This is a genomic window from Pseudomonas sp. 14P_5.3_Bac1 (assembly GCF_025466135.1).
In the GTDB taxonomy this organism is placed as follows: Bacteria; Pseudomonadota; Gammaproteobacteria; order Pseudomonadales; family Pseudomonadaceae; genus Aquipseudomonas.
Genome location: NZ_JANLOF010000034.1, coordinates 25,490 through 47,813 on the forward strand (window position 1 = coordinate 25,490; position 22,324 = coordinate 47,813).

18 protein-coding genes are annotated in these 22,324 nt (G+C 58.7%); 2 read left to right on the forward strand and 16 right to left on the reverse strand.

The window, feature by feature from the left end; genetic code table 11:
- Positions 1 to 92: 92 nt before the first annotated feature.
- The 16 genes from dnaE to rpsB form a co-directional block, all read right to left on the reverse strand.
- Positions 93 to 3,614 (reverse strand): DNA polymerase III subunit alpha, encoded by a 3,522-nt coding sequence (gene dnaE, locus NTD89_RS08095; protein WP_124416617.1) that lies wholly within the window; start codon positions 3,612 to 3,614, stop codon positions 93 to 95.
- Between the two features lie 76 nt (positions 3,615 to 3,690).
- Positions 3,691 to 4,323, reverse strand: coding sequence for a ribonuclease HII (rnhB, locus tag NTD89_RS08100; RefSeq protein WP_262207031.1), 633 nt, complete (start codon positions 4,321 to 4,323; stop codon positions 3,691 to 3,693).
- Complete coding sequence (gene lpxB / locus NTD89_RS08105; RefSeq protein WP_262207033.1) at positions 4,320 to 5,459, reverse strand: lipid-A-disaccharide synthase; 1,140 nt, start codon at positions 5,457 to 5,459, stop codon at positions 4,320 to 4,322. Before lpxB ends, rnhB begins: the two co-directional genes overlap by 4 nt.
- Before the next feature lie 2 nt (positions 5,460 to 5,461).
- On the reverse strand, positions 5,462 to 6,238 hold the full coding sequence (gene lpxA, locus NTD89_RS08110; RefSeq protein ID WP_242194287.1) for an acyl-ACP--UDP-N-acetylglucosamine O-acyltransferase: 777 nt from the start codon (positions 6,236 to 6,238) through the stop codon (positions 5,462 to 5,464).
- Positions 6,235 to 6,675 (reverse strand): 3-hydroxyacyl-ACP dehydratase FabZ, encoded by a 441-nt coding sequence (gene fabZ, locus NTD89_RS08115; protein ID WP_016976866.1) that lies wholly within the window; start codon positions 6,673 to 6,675, stop codon positions 6,235 to 6,237. Before fabZ ends, lpxA begins: the two co-directional genes overlap by 4 nt.
- Before the next feature lie 111 nt (positions 6,676 to 6,786).
- Positions 6,787 to 7,842, reverse strand: coding sequence for a UDP-3-O-(3-hydroxymyristoyl)glucosamine N-acyltransferase (gene lpxD / locus NTD89_RS08120; RefSeq protein WP_262207035.1), 1,056 nt, complete (start codon positions 7,840 to 7,842; stop codon positions 6,787 to 6,789).
- 3 nt (positions 7,843 to 7,845) lie between these two features.
- A complete protein-coding gene (locus NTD89_RS08125; protein ID WP_003189173.1) occupies positions 7,846 to 8,349 on the reverse strand; it encodes an OmpH family outer membrane protein in 504 nt (167 codons plus the stop codon).
- Positions 8,350 to 8,394: 45 nt separating this feature from the next.
- Positions 8,395 to 10,785 carry an outer membrane protein assembly factor BamA gene (gene bamA, locus NTD89_RS08130; RefSeq protein ID WP_145161876.1) on the reverse strand — a complete coding sequence of 797 codons (2,391 nt, stop codon included), beginning with the start codon at positions 10,783 to 10,785 and terminating at the stop codon, positions 8,395 to 8,397.
- Between the two features lie 74 nt (positions 10,786 to 10,859).
- Positions 10,860 to 12,212, reverse strand: a complete 1,353-nt coding sequence (rseP, locus tag NTD89_RS08135) for a sigma E protease regulator RseP (RefSeq protein WP_119738754.1) — start codon at positions 12,210 to 12,212, stop codon at positions 10,860 to 10,862.
- Positions 12,213 to 12,265: 53 nt separating this feature from the next.
- Positions 12,266 to 13,456, reverse strand: coding sequence for a 1-deoxy-D-xylulose-5-phosphate reductoisomerase (gene ispC / locus NTD89_RS08140; RefSeq protein ID WP_262207038.1), 1,191 nt, complete (start codon positions 13,454 to 13,456; stop codon positions 12,266 to 12,268).
- Complete coding sequence (locus tag NTD89_RS08145) at positions 13,453 to 14,262, reverse strand: phosphatidate cytidylyltransferase (RefSeq protein WP_145161870.1); 810 nt, start codon at positions 14,260 to 14,262, stop codon at positions 13,453 to 13,455. Before NTD89_RS08145 ends, ispC begins: the two co-directional genes overlap by 4 nt.
- Entirely contained in the window at positions 14,263 to 15,018 is a 756-nt protein-coding gene (uppS, locus tag NTD89_RS08150; RefSeq protein WP_017137143.1) for a polyprenyl diphosphate synthase, read from the reverse strand.
- Positions 15,019 to 15,035: 17 nt separating this feature from the next.
- Positions 15,036 to 15,593 carry a ribosome recycling factor gene (gene frr, locus NTD89_RS08155; RefSeq protein ID WP_106577169.1) on the reverse strand — a complete coding sequence of 186 codons (558 nt, stop codon included), beginning with the start codon at positions 15,591 to 15,593 and terminating at the stop codon, positions 15,036 to 15,038.
- Complete coding sequence (pyrH, locus tag NTD89_RS08160; RefSeq protein ID WP_003172271.1) at positions 15,590 to 16,333, reverse strand: UMP kinase; 744 nt, start codon at positions 16,331 to 16,333, stop codon at positions 15,590 to 15,592. The genes frr and pyrH overlap by 4 nt, the downstream gene beginning before the upstream one ends.
- A gap of 212 nt (positions 16,334 to 16,545) precedes the next feature.
- Entirely contained in the window at positions 16,546 to 17,409 is an 864-nt protein-coding gene (tsf, locus tag NTD89_RS08165; protein ID WP_083359812.1) for a translation elongation factor Ts, read from the reverse strand.
- A gap of 191 nt (positions 17,410 to 17,600) precedes the next feature.
- On the reverse strand, positions 17,601 to 18,338 hold the full coding sequence (rpsB, locus tag NTD89_RS08170) for a 30S ribosomal protein S2 (RefSeq protein ID WP_003219330.1): 738 nt from the start codon (positions 18,336 to 18,338) through the stop codon (positions 17,601 to 17,603).
- Positions 18,339 to 18,723: 385 nt separating this feature from the next.
- On the opposite strand from rpsB, the gene map reads away from it, so the two are divergent.
- A complete protein-coding gene (gene map, locus NTD89_RS08175; protein ID WP_073522657.1) occupies positions 18,724 to 19,506 on the forward strand; it encodes a type I methionyl aminopeptidase in 783 nt (260 codons plus the stop codon).
- 65 nt (positions 19,507 to 19,571) lie between these two features.
- On the forward strand, positions 19,572 to 22,274 hold the full coding sequence (locus NTD89_RS08180) for a [protein-PII] uridylyltransferase (protein ID WP_242194295.1): 2,703 nt from the start codon (positions 19,572 to 19,574) through the stop codon (positions 22,272 to 22,274).
- Positions 22,275 to 22,324: the final 50 nt, after the last annotated feature.

Genomic DNA, 22,324 nt, shown 5'->3' on the forward strand with positions numbered 1-22,324 from the left:
GCCAGCCGGTTGTCTATTCGCGCCCTACCTTAAGGGAGAGGCGCGTTTAGGTCGAGATTAAATGTTCAGTCGAGATCAGACATATCTGACCGTCAACGGTATTGGAGGAAGACGTTGTCTCGCCCGAACTGGTCACGCAAAGCTTGAATCAAGCCATCGGCGGGATCAATTCGCCACGTCTCACCAAACTGCAACATCGCCTTGGCGTCATTGCCGGTGTACTCCATGGTCACCGGGCACGCGCCACGGTGACGCTTGAGCAGGTCACCCAACCAGCGTAGCTGATCGCCTTTGAGGGCTTCGGTCTTGACCTTCAAGCGCAGGCTTTCGGCGAGGTTGGTGCGCGCGTCTTCCATGCTCATCACCCGCTTGATCCGCAGGCGCAGGCCGCCGGAGAAGTCGTCGTTGCTGACCTCCCCTTCGACGACCACCATGGCATCGGTCTGCAGCAACGACTGGGCAGAGTGGAAAGCGTCGGCAAACAATGACGCTTCGATCCGGCCCGAGCGGTCGTCGAGGGTGATAAAGCCCATCTTGTCGCCCTTCTTATTTTTCATCACGCGCAGGGCGATGATCATGCCGGCGACCGTCTGGGTGTCGCGCGCCGGTTTCAGGTCGATGATGCGCTGACGAGCGAAACGGCGGATTTCGCCTTCGTATTCGTCAATCGGGTGACCGGTGAGGTACAGGCCCAGGGTGTCTTTTTCGCCCTTGAGCCGTTCCTTGAGGGTCAACTCCTTGGCCTTGCGGTGGTTGGCGTAAACGTCCGCGTCTTCTTCGACGAACAAGCCGCCAAACAGGTCGGCGTGGCCGCTGTCGTGGGTGCGGGCGGTCTGTTCGGCCGCCTTGATCGCTTCTTCCATGGCGGTCAGCAGCACCGCGCGGTTGCGGTCGATATTGGCCTGATAAGCCTTGGGCTCATCATGGAAATACGGGCCAAGACGGTCGAGCGCACCGCTGCGGATCAAGCCATCGAGGGTGCGTTTGTTGATGCGTTTGAGGTCAACTCGCGCGCAGAAGTCAAACAAGTCCTTGAACGGCCCGTCCTGGCGCGCTTCGGTGATGGCCTCGACCGGGCCTTCGCCCACGCCTTTGATCGCGCCAAGGCCATAGATGATGCGGCCTTCGTCGTTCACCGTGAACTTGAACTCGGAGGCGTTCACGTCCGGCGCGTCGAGGCGCAGCTTCATGGTGCGCACTTCCTCGATCAAGGTCACGACCTTGTCGGTGTTGTGCATATCCGCCGAGAGTACCGCGGCCATGAACGGCGCCGGGTAATGGGCTTTCAGCCAGGCAGTCTGGTACGACACCAGGCCATAGGCGGCGGAGTGGGATTTGTTGAAGCCGTAACCGGCGAACTTTTCTACCAGGTCGAAGATGTTACCGGCGAGGTCGGCGTCGATGTTGTTGGTGGCACAACCCTCAATGAAACCGCCGCGCTGCTTGGCCATTTCTTCGGGCTTTTTCTTACCCATGGCGCGACGCAGCATGTCCGCGCCGCCGAGGGTGTAACCGGCCATCACCTGGGCAATCTGCATCACCTGTTCTTGATACAAGATGATGCCGTAGGTTGGCGCCAGTACCGGCTTGAGGCCTTCGTACTGATAATCCGAGTGCGGGTACGCCAGCTCGGCACGGCCGTGCTTACGGTTGATGAAGTCATCCACCATGCCCGACTGCAGCGGACCGGGACGGAACAGTGCCACCAGTGCGATCAAGTCTTCCAGGCAGTCGGGCTTGAGCTTTTTGATCAGCTCTTTCATGCCGCGCGACTCAAGCTGGAACACCGCCGTGGTTTCGGCTTTTTGCAGCAAGGTATAAGTCGGTTTGTCGTCCAGCGGGATAAAGGCGATATCCAGCGGCGCTTCGTTGACCTTGGCGCGGTCGCGGTTGATCGTCTTCAGTGCCCAGTCGATGATCGTCAGGGTCCGCAGACCCAGGAAGTCGAACTTCACCAGGCCGGCGGCTTCAACGTCGTCCTTGTCGAACTGGGTTACCAGGCCGTCGCCTTCTTCATCGCAATAGATCGGCGAAAAGTCGGTGAGCTTGGTCGGTGCGATCACCACGCCACCGGCGTGTTTACCGACGTTACGCACCACACCTTCGAGCTTGCGCGCCATGTCCCAGATTTCGGCGGCCTCTTCATCGACCTTGATGAAGTCGCGCAGGATTTCTTCCTGCTCGTAGGCTTTTTCCAGGGTCATGCCGACTTCGAACGGGATCATCTTCGACAGGCGGTCCGCCAGGCCGTAGGACTTGCCCTGCACCCGCGCCACGTCACGGATTACAGCCTTGGCCGCCATGGAACCGAACGTGATGATCTGGCTTACCGCATTGCGGCCGTACTTCTCGGCCACGTACTCGATCACGCGGTCGCGGCCGTCCATGCAAAAGTCGACGTCGAAGTCGGGCATGGAGACCCGTTCCGGGTTCAGAAACCGCTCGAACAGCAGGTCATATTCCAGCGGGTCAAGGTCGGTAATCTTCTGAACGTAAGCCACCAGCGAACCGGCACCTGACCCCCGGCCAGGACCTACCGGTACGCCGTTGTTCTTGGCCCACTGGATAAAGTCCATCACGATCAGGAAGTAACCGGGGAACCCCATCTGGATGATGATATCCAGCTCGAAATTCAGTCGGTCAACGTAGACCTGGCGCTTGGCCTCGTAGTCCTCGGTGGTGTCCTTGGGCAGCAGCACGCTGAGGCGCTCTTCTAGGCCATCGAAGGACACTTTGCGGAAATACTCATCGATGGTCATGCCATCGGGAATCGGGAAGTTGGGCAGGAAGTGCTTGCCCAGCTTCACTTCGATATTGCAGCGCTTGGCGATCTCGACGGAGTTTTCCAGGGCCTCGGGCAGGTCGCTGAACAGCTCAGCCATCTCGTCGGCGCTTTTGAGGTACTGCTCTTCGCTGTAGTTCTTGGAACGACGCGGGTCATCCAGAGCCCGGCCTTCGCCGATGCACACGCGGGTTTCGTGGGCTTCGAAATCTTCCTTTTTGATAAAGCGCACATCGTTGGTCGCGACCAGCGGCGCGCCCAGCTTGTCGGCCAGGGCCACAGCGGCGTGCAGATGCTCTTCATCATTGGGGCGATTGGTGCGCTGGACTTCCAGGTAGAAACGGTCGGGGAAGACCTGCATCCACTCGCGGGCCAGCACTTCAGCTTCCTGCGGGTTGCCGCCGAGCAGCGCGATACCGATCTCACCCTCTTTGGCGGCCGAGAGCATGATCACGCCCTCGCTTGCCTCGGCCACCCACTCGCGCTCGATGATGATCGAACCGTTGCGCTGACCGTCGATAAAGCCACGGGAAATCAATTCGGTGAGGTTGCGATAACCGACGCCGTTCATCGCCAACAGGCTGATGCGGCTCAGGGGGTTATCCGGGTCTTTGTTGGACAGCCACAGGTCGGCACCGCAAATCGGCTTGATACCGGCGCCCATGGCGTTTTTGTAGAACTTGACCAGGGAACACATGTTGTTCTGATCGGTCACCGCTACCGCAGGCATGTTCATGCCCACCAGGGTTTTGACCAGCGGTTTGATCCGTACCAGGCCGTCGACCAGGGAGTATTCAGTGTGCAGGCGCAGGTGAACGAATGAAGCCGGCATAGTGATCCTGTTCTAATACGTGGAGACAACAAGGCCCGGATTGTACCGGGCCTTGAGCAAAACATCAGCCTCGCGACTAAACCTCGATGAGGCGCTCGCGCAGCTCGTAAGCCTGGCGGACCGGGGCGAACGAGCGGCGATGGATCGGCGTGGGGCCGAGGCGAGCGAGGGCTTCCAGATGAACGGGCGTCGGATAGCCTTTATGGCCACCCATGCCGTAGCCGGGGTAGATCAACTCAAACGCGGCCATTTCACGGTCACGACTGACTTTGGCCAGGATCGAGGCGGCAGCAATAGCCGGAACCTTGCTGTCACCCTTGACCACCGCTTCTGCAGGCATCGCCAGTTTTGGGCAACGGTTACCGTCGATCATCGCCATTTTGGGCGTGATATGCAGGCCTTCCACCGCACGCTGCATGGCCAGCATGGTTGCGTGAAGGATGTTCAGCTCGTCGATTTCTTCGACTTCAGCCCGGGCAATATGCCAGCTCAGGGCTTTTTCGCAGATCTCGTCATAAAGCTTTTCGCGACGGGCCTCGGTGAGTTTTTTCGAATCGTTGAGGCCCAGGATCGGGCGGTTCGGATCGAGAATCACCGCCGCCGTGACGACGGCGCCACACAGCGGGCCGCGCCCTACCTCGTCAACCCCGGCGACCAGCTCGTGCACTTGCGCGACGAGGCTGAAGTCCAGGCCCATTTGCGTCCTCATAGGGCTTCCTGTTTGTGGCCAATCAAGGTCAGCACGGCGTCTGCCGCCTGGTTCGACGCATCACGGCGCAAGGTCCGGTGGATGTCGTCGAAACCACGGGTCTGTTCTTCGCCGCCGTCGATCAAGGGTAGTAGCGTTTGCGCCAGTGCCTGGGGCGTTGCATCGTCCTGCAACAATTCCGGGACCAGCAGACGCTGGGCCAACAGGTTGGGCAAGGAGATGTAAGGACTTTTGACCATGCGCTTGAGAATCCAGAACGTCAGCGGCGCGAGGCGATAGGCCACGACCATCGGACGCTTGTACAACAACGCTTCCAGGGTGGCGGTGCCTGAGGCGATCAGTACCGCATCACATGCCGCCAGGGCCAGGTGCGACTGACCGTCCAGCAAGGTGACCGGCAGCGTACGCCCTTCCAGCAGCGTTTCGATTTGTGCACGACGTTGCGGACTGGCACATGGCAACACAAAACGAATGCCGGGCTTCAACGCCTGCAGACGTTCGGCGGCGTCAAAAAACAGCGCCCCCAGGCGACCGACTTCCCCGCCACGACTGCCCGGCATCAAGGCTACCAGCGGGCCGTCGGGCAGGCCCAGTTCGGCACGCGCAGCCCCGCGATCAGCTTGCAATGGAATGGTATCGGCCAGGGTATGCCCGACAAACCGCACCGGCACGCCCTTCTCTTCGTAGAACCGGGCTTCGAACGGCAGCAGTGTCAGCATCAAGTCGCAGCCTTCACGGATCTTGAGCACGCGCTTCTGCCGCCACGCCCATACCGAAGGGCTGACGTAGTGCACGGTCTTGATCCCGGCCTGACGCAACTTGAGTTCGATATTGAGGGTGAAGTCCGGCGCGTCGATTCCGATAAAGACGTCAGGCTTTTCTTCGATCAAGGTTTGAATCAGCAGCTTGCGGCGAGCCAGCAGCTCGCGCAGACGACCCAGCACTTCCACCAGCCCCATGACGGAAAGACGCTCCATGGGAAAGTAGGACGTCAGCCCTTCGGCCTGCATGAGCGGGCCGCCCACACCGATAAATTCCACCGAGGGATGCTGGGCTTTGAGGGCCCGCATCAAGCCTGCGCCGAGAATATCGCCGGAAGCTTCTCCGGCCACCAACGCGATACGCAGATTAGCCATGATCAGCGGGTGATGCCGCGAGTCGATGCCTGGATAGAGTCACGGAACACCGCGACTTCCGGGTACAACGCTGCCGGCTCGGTCAGTTCTGCCAAGGCCTGGTCAACCGTCAGCCCCTGGCGGTAAACCACCTTATAGGCACGGCGCAGGGCGTGAATCGCGTCTTCACTGAACCCGCGACGGCGCATGCCTTCGAAGTTCATGCTGCGCGCTTCAGCCGGGTTGCCGAATACCGTGACGAACGCCGGAACGTCCTTGCCGATCGCAGTGCCCATGCCGGAAAAGCTGTGGGCGCCGATATGGCAATACTGATGCACCAGGGTAAAGCCAGACAGGATCGCCCAATCATCAACATGCACATGGCCCGCCAACGCAGTGTTGTTGACCAGGATGCAATGGTTGCCGATGACGCTGTCGTGGCCGATGTGGGCATAGGCCATGATCAGGTTGTGATCCCCCAGCGTGGTCTCGGCACGATCCTGCACGGTGCCGCGGTGAATCGTCACGCCTTCACGGATGATGTTGTGATCACCGATTACCAGGCGCGTTTCCTCACCCTTGTACTTCATGTCCGGGGTGTCTTCGCCTACCGAGGAAAACTGGTAGATACGATTGTGTTTGCCAATGCGGGTCGGACCTTTAAGGATCACGTGTGGCCCGATGACAGTCCCCTCGCCGATTTCAACACCTGCGCCGACGATCGACCAAGGGCCGACCTCAACGTCGGCGGCCAGAACGGCCGACGGATCGATGATTGCGCGAGGGTCAATCAAACTCATAGTTTGCGTTCCGCGCAGATGATCTCAGCAGAGCACACCGGCTTGCCGTCCACCGAGGCCTGGCATTCGAACTTCCAGATCTGGCGCTTGCAGCTGATGAACTTGGCTTCCAGGATCAACTGGTCACCCGGTGTGACCGGGTTGCGAAAACGCAGCTTGTCGGAGCCCACGAAATAGTAAAGCGTGCCATCGGCAGGCTTGAGGTCGAGCATTTTGAAACCAAGGATACCGGCAGCCTGGGCCATCGCTTCGATGATCAACACGCCCGGCATGATTGGATGCGCCGGAAAGTGACCATTGAAGAACGGTTCGTTGATGCTGACATTCTTGTAGGCACGAATGCGCTTTTCCTCAATGTTGAGGTCCACTACACGGTCCACCAGCAGGAACGGGTAACGGTGAGGCAGGTATTCGCGAATCTCGTTGATGTCCATCATTTCGGGGGGAAGCCTGTAATAAAGATTGGGGGCGGGCGGACAAAACGCACGCCCCGCTAGCAAATCAAGGAGGCAGTCTAGCGGCTGTGCACACTTGATATGGAAATGGTATCAGCCTTCTGATGAAGCATTACCGCCAGGGGTCACGTCCCCAACACGCTTTTCCAGCTGTTTGAGGCGTCGAGCCATGTCGTCGAGCTGCCTCAAACGTGCTGCACTCTTGCGCCATTCAGCCGCGGGCTGCATGGCGGTACCGGAAGAATAGGCACCGGGCTCGGTAATCGAATGCGTCACCATGGTCATGCCGGTAATGAAGACGTTGTCGCAAATCTCGATGTGCCCCACCAACCCAACGCCACCGGCGAGCATGCAATGCTTGCCGATTTTGGTGCTACCGGAAATCCCCACGCACGCGGCCATGGCGGTGTGATCGCCAATCTGTACGTTGTGGGCAATCTGGATCTGGTTGTCGAGCTTCACACCGTTACCGATGACGGTATCGGCCAAGGCGCCACGGTCCACTGCGGTATTGACGCCGATTTCCACGTCATCGCCGATCAGCACGCCGCCGACCTGGGCAATCTTGTGCCAGATGCCTTTGGCATTGGCAAAGCCAAAACCTTCGCCACCAATTACAGCACCTGACTGAATGACCACACGTTCACCGATACGCACGTCGTGGTACAGGGTGACACGCGGAGCCAGCCAGCCATCGGCACCGATCTCGCAGCGTGCGCCGATAAAGCAATGCGCACCTACTGTGACGCCGGCGGCAATGCGCGCGCCGCTCTCGATCACGGCAAACGCGCCAATGCTTGCCGCAGGGTCAACCCAAGCATCATCAGCAATGACCGCAGACGGATGAATACCGCCAGCAGCCTTTGGCTTTGGATCGAACAGGTGCGACGCCCGGGCATAAGCCAGGTAAGGATCGGCCACCACCAGCGCATCCCCGGCAAACCCTTCGGCATCAGCGGCCTTCAGCAACACGGCTGCGGCTTGGCTGTCGACCAGGTATTTACGGTATTGGGGATTTGCGAGGAAGCTCAACTGAGCTGGGCCAGCCTCCTGCAAGGTGGCTAGCCCAGTGATTTCTTTCTCCTTGGAGCCACGCAAGGTGGCTCCAAGGAACTCGGCCAACTCGCCGAGTTTGATAGTCGCGGTCATGGCTTACTTCAGCTGGTTCATGCGCTCGATCACCTGGCGGGTGATGTCGTATTGAGGCTTGACGTCGATCACGGCGCCGCGCTCGAACACCAGGTCAAAGGCACCTTTCTTGATGACTTCTTCCACAGCGCTGTCGAGTTTCGGCTTGAGCTGCTTGAGCATTTCACGGTCGGCAACGGCTTTGGCTTCATTCAGTTCCTTGGACTGGAACTGGTAGTCGCGGGCCTTTTGCTTGAATTCAAGCTCCAGACGCTCACGCTCGCCTTGCTGCATTTTGTCGCCACCGGCTACCAGACGATCCTGGATGCCTTTGGCACTGCTTTCCAGCGTTTTCAGCTTGGTCAGTTGCGGACCGAATTTTTTCTCGGCATCCACTGCGTAACGCTTGGCCGCGTCGGATTCCAGCAGAGCCATCTGATAGTTCAGGACGGCGATTTTCATTTCGGCGAAGGCCGGGGTGGTCACCAGCACGGTGGCCAGCAGAACCAATTGAGTCAACTTGCGCACGATGTACTCCTACAGAATCCGTTGTCGTTATCTTGGGTCAGACGCTTAGAACGTCTGGCCGAGGGAGAATTGGAAAATCTGGGTTTCAGCGTTATCCGGTTTCTTGATCGGCATGGCCAGAGCAAAGCTCAATGGGCCAAGCGCGGTCACCCAAGTCACACCAACGCCCACGGAGCTCGCCAGGTTGCTGAGGCTCACGTCGTTGCACTGGGTGTTGGAAACGGAACCAGGTGCCGGGTTTTTAACCTGTTCGCACTTGGAGTCGAACACGTTACCCACATCCCAGAAGACCGAAGTACGCAGGGAACGCTGATCCTTGACGAACGGCAGCGGGAACAGAATCTCCGCACCACCTTGAATCAGAACGTTACCACCGAATGGCAGCGGATCGTTGTCCGAGTCAGCCAGAGTGCCCTGGTTACCCGTCACGCTGGCGCCACGGCTCGGCGTACCACGCGGACCCAAGGTGCTGTCCTTGAAGCCACGTACCGAGTTGAAACCACCGGCATAGTAGTTCTCGTAGAACGGCAGGCCACTGGTCGAACCATAACCGTCGCCATAACCCAGCTCAGTGTGCAGGCGCATGGTGTAGTTATCGCTCAACGGCTGGAACAACTGACCACGGTAGTCGAGCTTGAAGAACGACAGATCGCTGCCCGGCGTAGTCACTTCTGCCGTGAGGCTCTGGGAGTGACCACGGGTCGCCAGTACGCCTTTGTTCAGGGTCGATTCCGACCAACCGGCCGAAGCCTTGAAGTTCAGGAACTGGTCACCCTCTTTGCGCACGAAGTCGAAGATTTCGTCCACGGTGTACACACCGGTCTTGATCTTGTCTTGTTGCGCGGTCAGGCCGAAGGTCAGGCGCGAAGTCTCGCTGATCGGGTAACCGATGTTCACACCGGCGCCGAGGCTGTCGATCGCATAGCTTGCAACGTCAACGTCGAGGTCTTTGTAGTCGGTGGTGCGGTAGAAGGCGTTGTAGCCCAGGCTCACACCGTCAGCCGTCCAGTAGGGGTCGACATAACCGAAGTTATAGCGGCTCTGGTATTCGCTTCGGGTCAGGCCGATGGAAACCTTGTTACCGGTACCCAGGAAGTTGTTCTGGGTGATCGAACCACCGAGGATCAGACCGGCGCTCTGTGCAAAACCGACGCTGGCGGTGATCGAACCCGACGCTTGTTCTTCAACGGCGTAGTTCACATCAACCTGGTCATCCACGCCCGGTACAGCCGGGGTTTCGACGTTGACTTCTTTAAAGAAGCCCAGGCGCTCAAGACGGGTCTTGGACTGGTCGATCAGGTAAGTCGACGCCCAGCCACCTTCCATTTGACGCATCTCACGACGCAGCACTTCGTCCGCAGACTTGGTGTTGCCACGGAAGTTGATGCGGTTCACGTAGGCGCGCTTGCCCGGATCAACGACAAAGGTGATGTCCACAGTGTGGTCATCATCGTGCGGAGTCGGAACGCCGTTGACGTTGGCGAAGGTATAGCCTTCGTTACCCAGACGACGGGTGATCAGCTCGGACGTGGTGGTCATCAGCTTGCGCGAGAACACCTGGTTTTTCTGTACCAGCAACAGCGCCTTGACCTGGTCTTCAGGCACTTTCAGGTCGCCGCTGAGTTTCACGTCACGAACGGTGTACTTCTCGCCTTCGTTGACGTTGACAGTAATGTAGACGTGCTTCTTGTCCGGGGTGATGGACACCTGGGTCGAAGCGATATCCATGTTGATATAGCCACGGTCCAGGTAGTAGGAGCGCAGACGTTCCAGGTCACCCGAGAGTTTTTCACGGGCGTACTTGTCATCGTTCTTGAAGAACGACAACCAGTTGGTGGTCTTGAGTTCGAACAGGTCGATCAGGTCGTCATCAGCAAACTTGGTGTTACCCACCACGTTGATGTGCTGAATGGCCGCCACAGTGCCTTCGTTGATCTTGACCTTGAGGCCAACACGGTTACGAGGCTGCGGGATCACTTCCGTTTCCACGGTCGCGGAGTAGCGGCCCTGGGCAACGTACTGACGTTGCAATTCGTTACGCACACCTTCAAGGGTGGCGCGCTGGAAGATCTCGCCCTCGGCAAGGCCGGATTGCTTGAGCCCCTTCATCAAGTCTTCAGTGGAGATCGCCTTGTTACCTTCGATCTCGATACTGGCGACAGAAGGTCGCTCGACGACAGTGATGACCAGGACGTTGCCTTCGCGACCCAGTTGGATATCTTGAAAGAACCCGGTTTTGAACAGCGCACGAGTGGATTCCACCAGGCGACGATCATCCGCCTGTTCCCCGACGTTCAACGGCAAGGCACCAAAGACGCTACCCGCGGAAACCCGCTGGAGGCCGTTGACGCGAATATCGGAGATAGTGAAGGACTCGGCGTGAACTTCGGCGATCATCAATACGGTGAGAACCGCAGTTAGCAGCAGACGTTTCATGAAGTCCTTTCTTATTCCAACTGGCAATAAACAAACTGCCGCAAAATGCGGCAGATTCGCAATTCAGCGAAGCGTTACAGTCGTCCCAGATCGTTGACCAGAGCTAACAACATCACTCCGACCACCAAACTGATACCGATCTGTATCCCCCAACCCTGCACCCGATCCGACAAGGGGCGACCACGCACCCACTCGACCAGATAAAACAACAGATGCCCCCCGTCCAATACTGGAATGGGCAGCAAATTCAGAACTCCAAGGCTAATACTCAGATAAGCCAGGAAATTCAGGAAATCCGCGACACCCGACTGGGCAGAAGCGCCCGCCACTTTAGCAATGGTTATCGGTCCACTCAAGTTTTTTACCGAGAGCTCGCCGAACAACATTTTCTTGAGCGATTCGAGCGTCAGCACACTCATGGTCCAAGTGCGTTTTGCACCCTCGCCAATTGCCGCCAAAGGCCCGAAGCTGACCTCGCGCACCATCGATGGCGGCCACTCGACACCTTTTACCCCGGCACCGAGGTAACCCCCGGCCGCCTTGGCTTCCCCGCGAACAGCCAGGGTCACAGGGACGTCGATTTGAGCACCATCGCGCTCAACTTTCAGCACAATTTTGGTATCAGGCCGTACACGCACCAGATCCACCACTTGCTGCCAGTCGCCCAGCGCCTGACCATCCAGCGCCAACAGGCGATCGCCCGTTTTCAGACCTGCGGCCTGCGCCGGGCCTTTCGGGTCCAGCTCGGCGAGCACCGGCGGCAGGGCCGGACGCCACGGACGAATGCCCAGGGACTTGATCGGATCAGGCTCTTCTGCGCCTTTGAGCCAATGGTCCAGGGACAATTCACGCGGCGTCTCAGCGGTGGAATCCTGCTCGCGCACCACCACATTAATAGTGCCGCTCTCGCCCATGCGGCGAACCAACTGCAAATTGACAGCGCCCCAGCCGGTGGTGGGCTCGCCATCAATGGAAACAATTTCCTGACCGGCGATCAGTCCGGCCTTGGCCGCCATGCTGTCCGCTTCAACTGCGCCGATAACCGGGCGCACCTGTTGGCTGCCCATCATGGCCAAGACCCAGAAGAACACGATTGCCAAGAGGAAATTGGCGATCGGGCCGGCTGCGACAATAGCGATACGCTGACGAACGGTCTTACGGTTGAAGGATTGGTCCAACTGATCGACAGGCACCTCGCCTTCACGCTCGTCGAGCATCTTGACGTAGCCGCCCAGCGGAATGGCGGCAATCACGAATTCAGTGCCCCGACGATCGTGCCAACGCAGCAGCGGCATGCCGAAACCGACGGAAAAGCGCAGCACCTTGACGCCGCAACGACGCGCGACCCAAAAGTGGCCGAATTCGTGAAAGGTTACCAGCACACCCAGAGCAACCAGGGTGCCGACAATCATGTAGAGCGCACTCATCTAATTTCTCCGCATTCCAATCCAGTGCCTGAGGGCTCAAACCTACCCACAGACTAACGCGCGTTGCGGTTCAACCACTGTTGGGCCAGGGCTCGGGCCTTTGTATCGGCCTCGAACACTGCACCCAAATCATCCACTGCCACAACGGGCTCAAGGCTCAAAACGTCCTCGATGATACTCGCGATCTGCGGAAAGCGAATACGCCCATCAAGAAACGCCGCCACCGCCACCTCGTTGGCCGCATTGAGCACGGCCGGCGCACTGTTGCCCGCCTCTGCCGCTTGCCGGGCCAGACTCAGGCACGGGAAGCGCTGCTCGTCCGGCGCTTCGAAATCCAGGCGCGCAATGGCAAACAGGTCCAACGGTGCAACGCCGGAATCAATCCGCTCCGGCCAGGCCAGTGCATTGGCAATCGGCGTACGCATATCGGGGTTGCCCAGCTGGGCAAGAACCGAACCATCGACATAGTCGACCAGAGAATGAATCACACTTTGCGGGTGAATCACCACCTCGACCTGATCAGGCCGCGCATCGAACAACCAGCACGCCTCGATCAACTCCAGGCCTTTGTTCATCATGCTCGCCGAATCCACGGAGATTTTTCGCCCCATCGACCAGTTTGGGTGTGCACACGCCTGATCAGGCGAGACATGCTCAAGATCAGCCAGCGGAGTTTGCCGGAAAGGGCCACCGGAAGCCGTCAGGAGAATCCGCCGCACGCCAACCTGGCTCAAGCCTCGGGCAAAATCACCGGGCATGCACTGGAAGATCGCATTGTGTTCGCTGTCCAGAGGCAGCAGCACGGCGCCACTCTTGCGCACAGCCTGCATAAAGAGCGTGCCGGACATCACCAGCGCCTCTTTATTGGCCAGCAGGATCTTTTTACCGGCATCGACGGCGGCCAGTGTCGGGCGCAACCCTGCCGCCCCAACAATGGCTGCCACCACAGTGTCGACTTCGGGATCAGCCGAGACCTGGCACAAGCCCTCCTCGCCCACCAACACATGGGTCGCAAGGCCTGCAGACCTCAACTGGTCCTGCAAGCCGCGCGCTACCGACACCTCTGGCACAACGGCGAATCTAGGCGTATGACGCACGCACAAGGCCAGCAACTCGTTCAAGCGAGAGAAGCCGGTCAGCGCAAACACCTGGTAGCGATCTGGATGGCGAGCAATCACATCCAGCGTGCTGAGCCCGACCGAGCCGGTTGCGCCCAGCACTGTCACCTGTTGCAGGCGGCTCACGAAGCCGCCATCCACAACAGCACGGCGAAGATGGGAATGGCAGCGGTAAGGCTGTCGATTCGATCCAGCACACCGCCGTGACCCGGCAGCAGGTTGCTGCTGTCCTTGATCCCGGCCTGGCGCTTGAACATGCTTTCGGTGAGGTCACCCACCACGGAGATAAACACCACAACGGCGGTGCCCAACAAGGCCAGGAGGATTTCCTTCACCGACCAGTCGCGCACTACACCGACCACCAGCGTGATCAACAACGTCAATGCCAAGCCACCGTAAACGCCTTCCCAGCTCTTGCCCGGGCTGACGGCTGGCGCCAACTTGCGCTTGCCGAACGCCCGGCCGGAGAAGTAGGCACCGATGTCAGCGCCCCACACCAGCACCATCACCGCCATGATCAGCCAGTTGCCCATCGGCGAATTCTTGATTTCCACCAGCCCTTGCCAGGCCGGCAGCAGAATCAGAAGACCAATCACCAACTTGCTGGCCACGCTGGACCATTGGGCGCTGGTGCGTGGGTAGGTCAGCACCAGGAAGGTCGCAAGCGCCCACCACAGTACCGCCGCTCCCAACACCCAAGGCACGACAATGCTCGAAAGCGTATGCATGAGAAACAGCAACAGCGCCACCACAGCGGCATAAACCACGCGCGGCAACTGCTCGTTGAAACCGGCCAGGCGCGCCCATTCCCAAGCACCCAGGGTAACGACCAGGCCGATAAACAGCGCAAAGCCGGAACCGTCGAGCAGAAAAAAACCACACAAGGCAATCGGCAGCAGGATCAGTGCTGTGATGATTCGTTGTTTAAGCATTTAAACCCGGGCTCCAGCTTCGATCTGCTCGCTCGTTTTACCAAAGCGACGCTGACGGGAAGCGAAATCGGCCAGCGCATTGCGCATGGCATCGTGTTTGAAGTCCGGCCAGAACAGGTCGGAGAAGTACAGTTCGGTGTAGGCCAGCTGCCACAGCAGGAAATTGCTGATGCGGTGCTCACCACCGGTACGGATGCACAAGTCCGGCAACGGCAGATCACCGGTTACCAGGCAGGTTTGCAACAATTCGGGCGTAATGTCGTCAGGCCGCAGATGCCCGGCCTGCACTTCGCGGGCAAGCCGCTGTGCAGCCTGGGCGATATCCCACTGACCACCGTAGTTGGCTGCAATCTGCAGCACAAAACGGTTAGAGCCGGCGGTGATAGCCTCGGCTTCGCGCATGGCCGCTTGCAGTTCCGGATGGAACCGCGAGCGATCACCAATGATGCGCAGGCTGATGTTGTTGTCGTTGAGGCGCTTGGCCTCACGACGCAACGCCTTGAAGAACAGGTCCATCAAGGCGCTGACTTCTTCGGCGGGCCGTTGCCAGTTCTCGCTGGAGAAGGCAAACAGAGTCAACACCTCGACCTTGGCCTCGGCACACACCTCAATAACAGCGCGCACCGCATCGACACCCGCCTTATGCCCGGCGACACCCGGCATAAAGCGTTTTTTCGCCCAGCGATTATTCCCATCCATGATGATCGCGACATGGCGCGGCACCACGGAGGGCACAGTCTGCTTGGTCTTTTCCATGAAGGCGTCCTGACCCCTTATACGGCCATCAGGTCCTTTTCTTTCTCTTCCGTGGCCTTGGTGATCTGGGCCTCGGCGTCTTTGGTCAGTTTGTCGATATCAGCTACGGCGCGACGCTCTTCGTCTTCGCTGATTTCTTTGTCCTTGACCAGTTTTTTGAGGTCACCCAACGCATCACGACGAATGTTGCGCACGGCAACACGCGCATCTTCAGCAGCGCTGCGCGCCTGCTTGGTGAAGCCCTTGCGGGTTTCTTCGGTCAGAGCAGGCATGGAGATCAGCAACAACTCGCCCAGGTTGGTCGGGTTGAGGTTCAGGCCGGCGCTCTGGATGGCTTTGTCGACGGCTGCGAGCATGTTGCGCTCGAAGGCCACGACTTGCAGGGTGCGCGAGTCTTTTACGGTGATGTTGGCGACCTGGGTAATGGAGGTGTCAGTGCCGTAGTACGGCACCATTACGCTGCCCAGGATGCTTGGGTGAGCCTTACCGGTACGAATCTGGCCAAAAGCATGGGCCAGAGACTCCAGGGATTTGTGCATACGCTCTTGAGCGTCTTTCTTGATTTCGTTGATCATTGTTGGCCTTCCTCGATCAGAGTCCCTTCCGCGCCGCCGTGTACGATGTTCAGCAGGGCGCCGGGCTTGTTCATGTTAAATACGCGCAGTGGCATCTTGTGGTCACGGCACAGGCAAATAGCCGTCAGGTCCATCACGCCCAGCTTGCGATCCAGTACTTCATCGTAGGTCAGATGATCGAACTTCTCGGCATGCGGGTCTTTGAATGGGTCTGCGGTGTAGACACCGTCCACCTTGGTGGCCTTGAGCACAACGTCGGCATCGATTTCGATGGCGCGCAGGCAGGCAGCCGAGTCCGTGGTGAAGAACGGGTTGCCGGTACCGGCAGCAAAGATCACTACTTCTTTGGCGTTCAAGTGACGCATGGCTTTGCGACGATCATAGTGATCGGTCACGCCAACCATGGAAATAGCCGACATCACGATCGCCGAGATATTGGCACGCTCCAGGGCGTCACGCATTGCCAGGGCGTTCATCACAGTGGCCAGCATGCCCATGTGGTCGCCAGTCACCCGATCCATGCCGGCCGCACTCAGCGCCGCACCACGGAACAGGTTACCACCGCCAATCACCAGGCCGACCTGAACACCGATGCCGACCAATTGGCCGACTTCCAGCGCCATGCGGTCGAGCACCTTGGGATCGATCCCGAACTCTTCCGAGCCCATCAGGGCCTCGCCGCTAAGCTTGAGTAGAATGCGTTTATAGCGAGCCTGATAACCACTGCCCTGCTGAGCCATTGCGAATCTCTCCTGCGGCGTATTTTTTAAAAAATCTTGGCGAGCCGTTTACGGCTTGCGTTCACTCTAGCTGGACGCTGTCTCAGCGCCATCGGAACACGGCTTTGTAAGCCAGTTCCGAGAGGAAACCAAATAAAAATTGGTCTTCCCATTTGAAAAGAGGCTGCGCGCGTGAGCGGGCAGCCTCTTTCGGGCGACAGTTGAAAACTGTCTTATTGCTTGGCGGCAGCCAGCTGGGCAGCAACTTCTTCAGCGAAGTTGTCGACCGGCTTCTCGATGCCTTCGCCTACTTTGTAGTAAGTGAAGGAAACGATTTCAGCACCGGCTTTCTTGGCCAGTTCGCCAACCTTGATTTCAGGGTTCTTCACGAACGCCTGCTCAACCAGGCTCGCTTCAGCCAGGAACTTGCTGATACGGCCTTTGATCATGTTTTCAACGATGTTTTCTGGCTTGCCGGCGATCTTGTCAGCGTTCAGGCTCAGGAACACAGCTTTTTCGCGCTCGATTGCGTCAGCAGACACTTCCGACGGCAGCAGGAACTCTGGGTTGCTGGCCGCTACGTGCATAGCGATGTCTTTGGCCAGCTCAACGTCGCCGCCTTTGAGGGCAACCACAACGCCGATTTTGTTACCGTGCAGGTAACCGCCAACCACATCACCTTCGATGCGCGCCAGACGACGGATGTTGACGTTTTCGCCAACCTTGCCGACCAGTACCAGGCGAGCAGCTTCTTGAGCTTCGATCAACGGCTCAACAGTGGTCAGTTTGTCGGCGAACGCTTTTTCAACGCTAGCAGCAACAAATGCCTTGAAGTCGTCTTGCAGAGCCAGGAAGTCGGTCTGCGAGTTCACTTCCAGCAGAACAGCGGACTTACCGTCTTCTTTCAGAGCGATAGCGCCTTCAGCAGCTACGTTGCCTGCTTTCTTGGCAGCCTTGATGGCGCCGGAAGCACGCATGTCATCAATGGCTTTTTCGATGTCGCCGCCGGCCTTGGTCAAGGCCTTTTTGCAATCCATCATGCCTTCGCCGGTACGCTCACGCAGTTCTTTAACCAACGCTGCAGTAATCTCTGCCATTTCAAAATCCTCTTGGATAGGTTTTCAACCATTCCACCCGATCAAACGGGCGATCAATTCTTCCCGAATCACCCTTGTAGGCCGCTGCACGTTACAGAAGATGTAGCTGCGCTGCCGACAAATGGTTTTCGAGGTGGCAAAAAGGGGGCCAAGCCCCCTTTTTGCTTACTGAGTCAACGCCAGGGCGTCAGTTACTCAGCGGCAGCTACCGGAGCTTCTTCAACGAACTGCTCGGTACCGCCAGCAACGTGGTTGCGACCACGGATTACAGCGTCAGCCATCGAACCCATGTACAGCTGGATAGCGCGGATTGCGTCATCGTTGCCTGGGATGATGTAGTCAACGCCTTCCGGGCTGCTGTTGGTATCGACTACGCCGATAACAGGGATGCCCAGCTTGTTGGCTTCGGTGATCGCGATGCGCTCGTGATCAACGTCGATAACGAACAGTGCGTCAGGCAGACCGCCCATGTCCTTGATACCACCCAGGGAACGATCGAGCTTTTCCAGGTCGCGAGTGCGCATCAGCGCCTCTTTCTTGGTCAGCTTGGCGAAAGTACCGTCTTCGGCTTGCACTTCAAGGTCACGCAGACGCTTGATGGAAGCACGGATGGTTTTGAAGTTGGTCAGCATGCCGCCCAACCAGCGGTGATCGACGTACGGCGAACCGCAACGTGCTGCTTCTTCAGCAACGATCTTGCCAGCGGAACGCTTGGTGCCGACGAACAGAATCTTGTTTTTGCCCTGGGCCAGACGCTCTACGAAAGTCAGCGCTTCGTTGAACATTGGCAGGGTTTTTTCAAGGTTGATAATGTGGATCTTGTTACGCGCGCCGAAAATGTATTTACCCATTTTCGGGTTCCAGTAACGGGTCTGGTGACCGAAGTGCACACCGGCCTTCAGCATATCGCGCATGTTGACTTGGGACATGATAGTTCCTTAATAAGTCGGGTTTGGCCTCCACGTATCCCAATGACCAACCAGCGGCATTCGCCTCCGGCACCCAGGTCATCGTGTCGACACGTGTGTGGATTTAAGCTTTGCGGGGTATCCCCGGAAAGCGGCGCATTTTATACCACACGAAGGACAAAAACGAAACCCGCAATCACATTTGCCGTGATCGGCTTTTGCGTAAGCCTTTGAATAGAGCCAACATACCCCTACCTTATAGAGAGAAGCGATCGTCAGACGCTCATGGTTTGCCGCCCGCGTCTGGTAGAATCGCGTTTTTTGTGGCTTGTGCGAATTCTGCAACCTTTTGTCGCACGCCCGTAAACCGTATTGATTTCAGCGCGTCGCGCTAGAGAGAGCCTGTATGACCGTTACCTTGAAAACCGCCGAAGACATCGCAGGCATGCGCGTTGCCGGCAAACTGGCTGCCGACGTGCTGGAAATGATTGCCGAACACGTCAAGCCAGGCGTGACCACCGAAGCCCTGGACCGCATCTGCCACGACTATATTGTCGACGTGCAAAAAGCCATTCCTGCGCCGCTGAACTACAAGGGCTTCCCCAAGTCCATCTGCACCTCGATCAACCACGTGGTCTGCCACGGGATTCCAGGCGACAAGCCGCTGAAAGACGGCGACACCCTAAACATCGACGTGACCGTGATCAAAGACGGCTACCACGGCGACACCAGCCGCATGTTCCACGTCGGCACCGTGCCGGTTTGGGCCGAGCGCCTGTCGCAGGTCACCCAGGAATGCATGTACAAGGCCATCGAAATCGTCAAGCCCGGCTGCCGCCTGGGCGATATCGGTGAAGTGATCCAGAAGCACGCTGAAAAGAACGGCTTCTCGGTGGTCCGCGAATTCTGTGGCCATGGCATCGGCAAAGTATTCCACGAAGAACCGCAGATCCTGCATTACGGTCGCGCCGGCACCGGCATGGAACTCAAGGCGGGCATGACCTTCACCATCGAGCCGATGATCAACCAGGGCAAGGCCGACACCAAAGTGCTGGGCGACGGCTGGACCGCCATCACCAAGGACCGCAAGCTCTCGGCACAGTGGGAACACACCCTGCTGGTCACCGAAACCGGCTACGAGATCTTCACCTTGCGCGCAGACGACACGATTCCACGCGTTTCAGCGTAAAGGTTGCTTGGGTTTTCCCCCAACGGTGTTGTGACTGACTGATAGATAGAAAGGAAAGCCGATCGATGCCCCAGGTGGATCCCGAACTCTTCGACCGTGGCCAGTTCCAGGCTGAACTGGCCTTGAAGGCAAGCCCCATCTTCGCCTTCAAGAAGGCTATTCGCCAGGCCCGCGAGGTGCTCGATGCGCGCTTTCGCAGTGGCCGGGACATTCGTCGGCTGATCGAGGACCGCGCCTGGTTCGTCGACAACATCCTGCAAAAGGCCTGGGAACAGTTCAACTGGAGTGAAGACGCCGATATCGCCCTGGTGGCCGTCGGCGGCTACGGTCGCGGTGAGCTGCACCCCTACTCCGACATCGACCTGCTGATCCTGCTGGACAGCGCCGATCATGAGATCTTTCGCGATTCCATCGAGCGCTTTCTGACGCTGTTGTGGGACATCGGCCTGGAAGTCGGCCAGAGCGTTCGCTCGGTAGACGAATGCGCCGAAGAGGCGCGCGCCGACCTCACCGTCATCACCAACTTGATGGAAAGCCGCACCATTGCCGGCCCCGAGCGCCTGCGCAAGCGCATGCTGGAAGTCACCAGCACCGCGCATATGTGGCCGAGCAAGGAGTTCTTCCTGGCCAAGCGTGCCGAGCAGAAGGCCCGGCACCACAAGTACAACGACACCGAATACAACCTGGAACCCAACGTCAAAGGCTCACCGGGCGGACTGCGCGATATCCAGACCATTTTGTGGGTCGCGCGTCGCCAATACGGCACCCTGAACCTGCGCGCCCTGGCCGGCGAAGGCTTTCTGGTAGAGAGCGAAAACGCCCTGCTGGCCTCGTCCCAGGAGTTCCTGTGGAAAGTGCGCTATGCCCTGCACATGCTCGCCGGCCGCTCCGAAGACCGCCTGCTGTTCGACCATCAGCGCTCCATCGCCACCCTCCTGGGGTTTGAGGGCGAGGACGCGAAAACCAGCATCGAAAGCTTCATGCAGCAGTACTACCGGGTGGTCATGAGCATCGCTCAGCTCAGCGACCTGATCATCCAGCACTTCGAAGAAGTGATCCTGGCCCCCGAAGACGAAGCACCGCCGCAGCCGATCAACTCGCGCTTCCAACTGCACGACGGCTACATCGAGGCGCGCAACGACAACGTGTTCCGCCGCACCCCGTTCGCCATGCTGGAAATCTTCGTGCTGATGGCCCAGCAGCCGGAAATCAAAGGCGTGCGTGCCGACACCATCCGCCTGCTGCGAGAAAACCGCCATCTGATCGATGATGATTTTCGCAATGACATCCGCAACACCAGCCTGTTTATCGAGCTGTTCAAATGCAAAATCGGCATCCACCGCAACCTGCGGCGCATGAACCGATACGGCATCCTCGGGCGGTACCTGCCGGAGTTCGGCTTTATCGTCGGGCAGATGCAGCACGACCTGTTCCACATCTACACCGTAGACGCCCACACCCTGAACCTGATCAAGCACCTGCGTAAGTTGCAGTACACCCAGGTGTCAGAGAAATTCCCGCTGGCCAGCAAGCTCATGGCCAAGCTGCCCAAACCGGAACTGATCTACCTGGCCGGCCTGTACCACGACATCGGCAAGGGCCGGCATGGCGACCACTCGGAAATCGGCGCAGTCGATGCCGAGGCGTTCTGCCAGCGCCATCAACTGCCGCTGTGGGACAGCCGCCTGATCGTCTGGCTGGTACAGAACCACCTGGTGATGTCGACCACCGCCCAGCGCAAGGACTTGTCCGACCCGCAGGTGATCCACGACTTCGCCGGCATCGTCGGTGATGAAACCCGTCTCGACTATCTCTATGTGCTGACCGTCTCCGACATCAATGCCACCAACCCGACATTGTGGAACTCCTGGCGCGCCAGCCTGCTGCGCCAGCTCTACACCGAGACCAAGCGCGCGCTGCGCCGCGGCCTGGAAAACCCGGTAGACCGCGAGGAGCAGATCCGCCGCACCCAAAGCGCGGCCCTGGATATCCTGGTGCGCGGCGGCAATGACCCGGACGACGTCGAACAGCTGTGGTCGCAACTGGGCGACGATTACTTCCTGCGCCATACCGCCGGCGACGTGGCCTGGCACAGTGACGCGATCCTGCAGCAGCCTGCCGATGGTGGCCCGCTGGTACTGATCAAGGAAACCACCCAGCGCGAATTCGAAGGCGGCACGCAGATCTTCATCTATGCCCCCGACCAGCACGACTTCTTCGCCGTGACCGTGGCGGCCATGGACCAGCTCAACCTGAACATCCATGACGCGCGGGTCATCACCTCGAGCAGCCAGTTCACCCTCGACACCTACATCGTGCTCGACACCGACGGCGACTCCATCGGCGATAACCCGGTGCGCGTGAAAAAAATCCGCGAAGGCCTGACCGAAGCGCTGCGCAACCCGGACGATTACCCGACGATCATCCAGCGTCGGGTACCGCGTCAGCTCAAGCACTTTGCCTTTGCGCCTCAGGTGACCATATCCAACGACGCCCAGCGCCCGGTGACCGTGCTGGAACTCAGCGCGCCGGACCGCCCCGGCTTGCTGGCGCGCATCGGCGGGATTTTCCTGGAGTTCGACCTGTCGTTGCAGAACGCCAAGATTGCGACCCTCGGCGAGCGCGTGGAGGACGTGTTCTTCATTACCGACGCCGACAACCAGCCGCTGTCCGACCCTGAACTGTGCCGACGTTTGCAGGACGCAATCGTCCAGCAACTGAGCGTGACCCAGGAACCCGGCGTCGAGCTGACGCGGCTGACGATTTGATTTCTTAACTGTGTGAACGCGATTCATGTGGGAGCTGGCTTGCCTGCGAT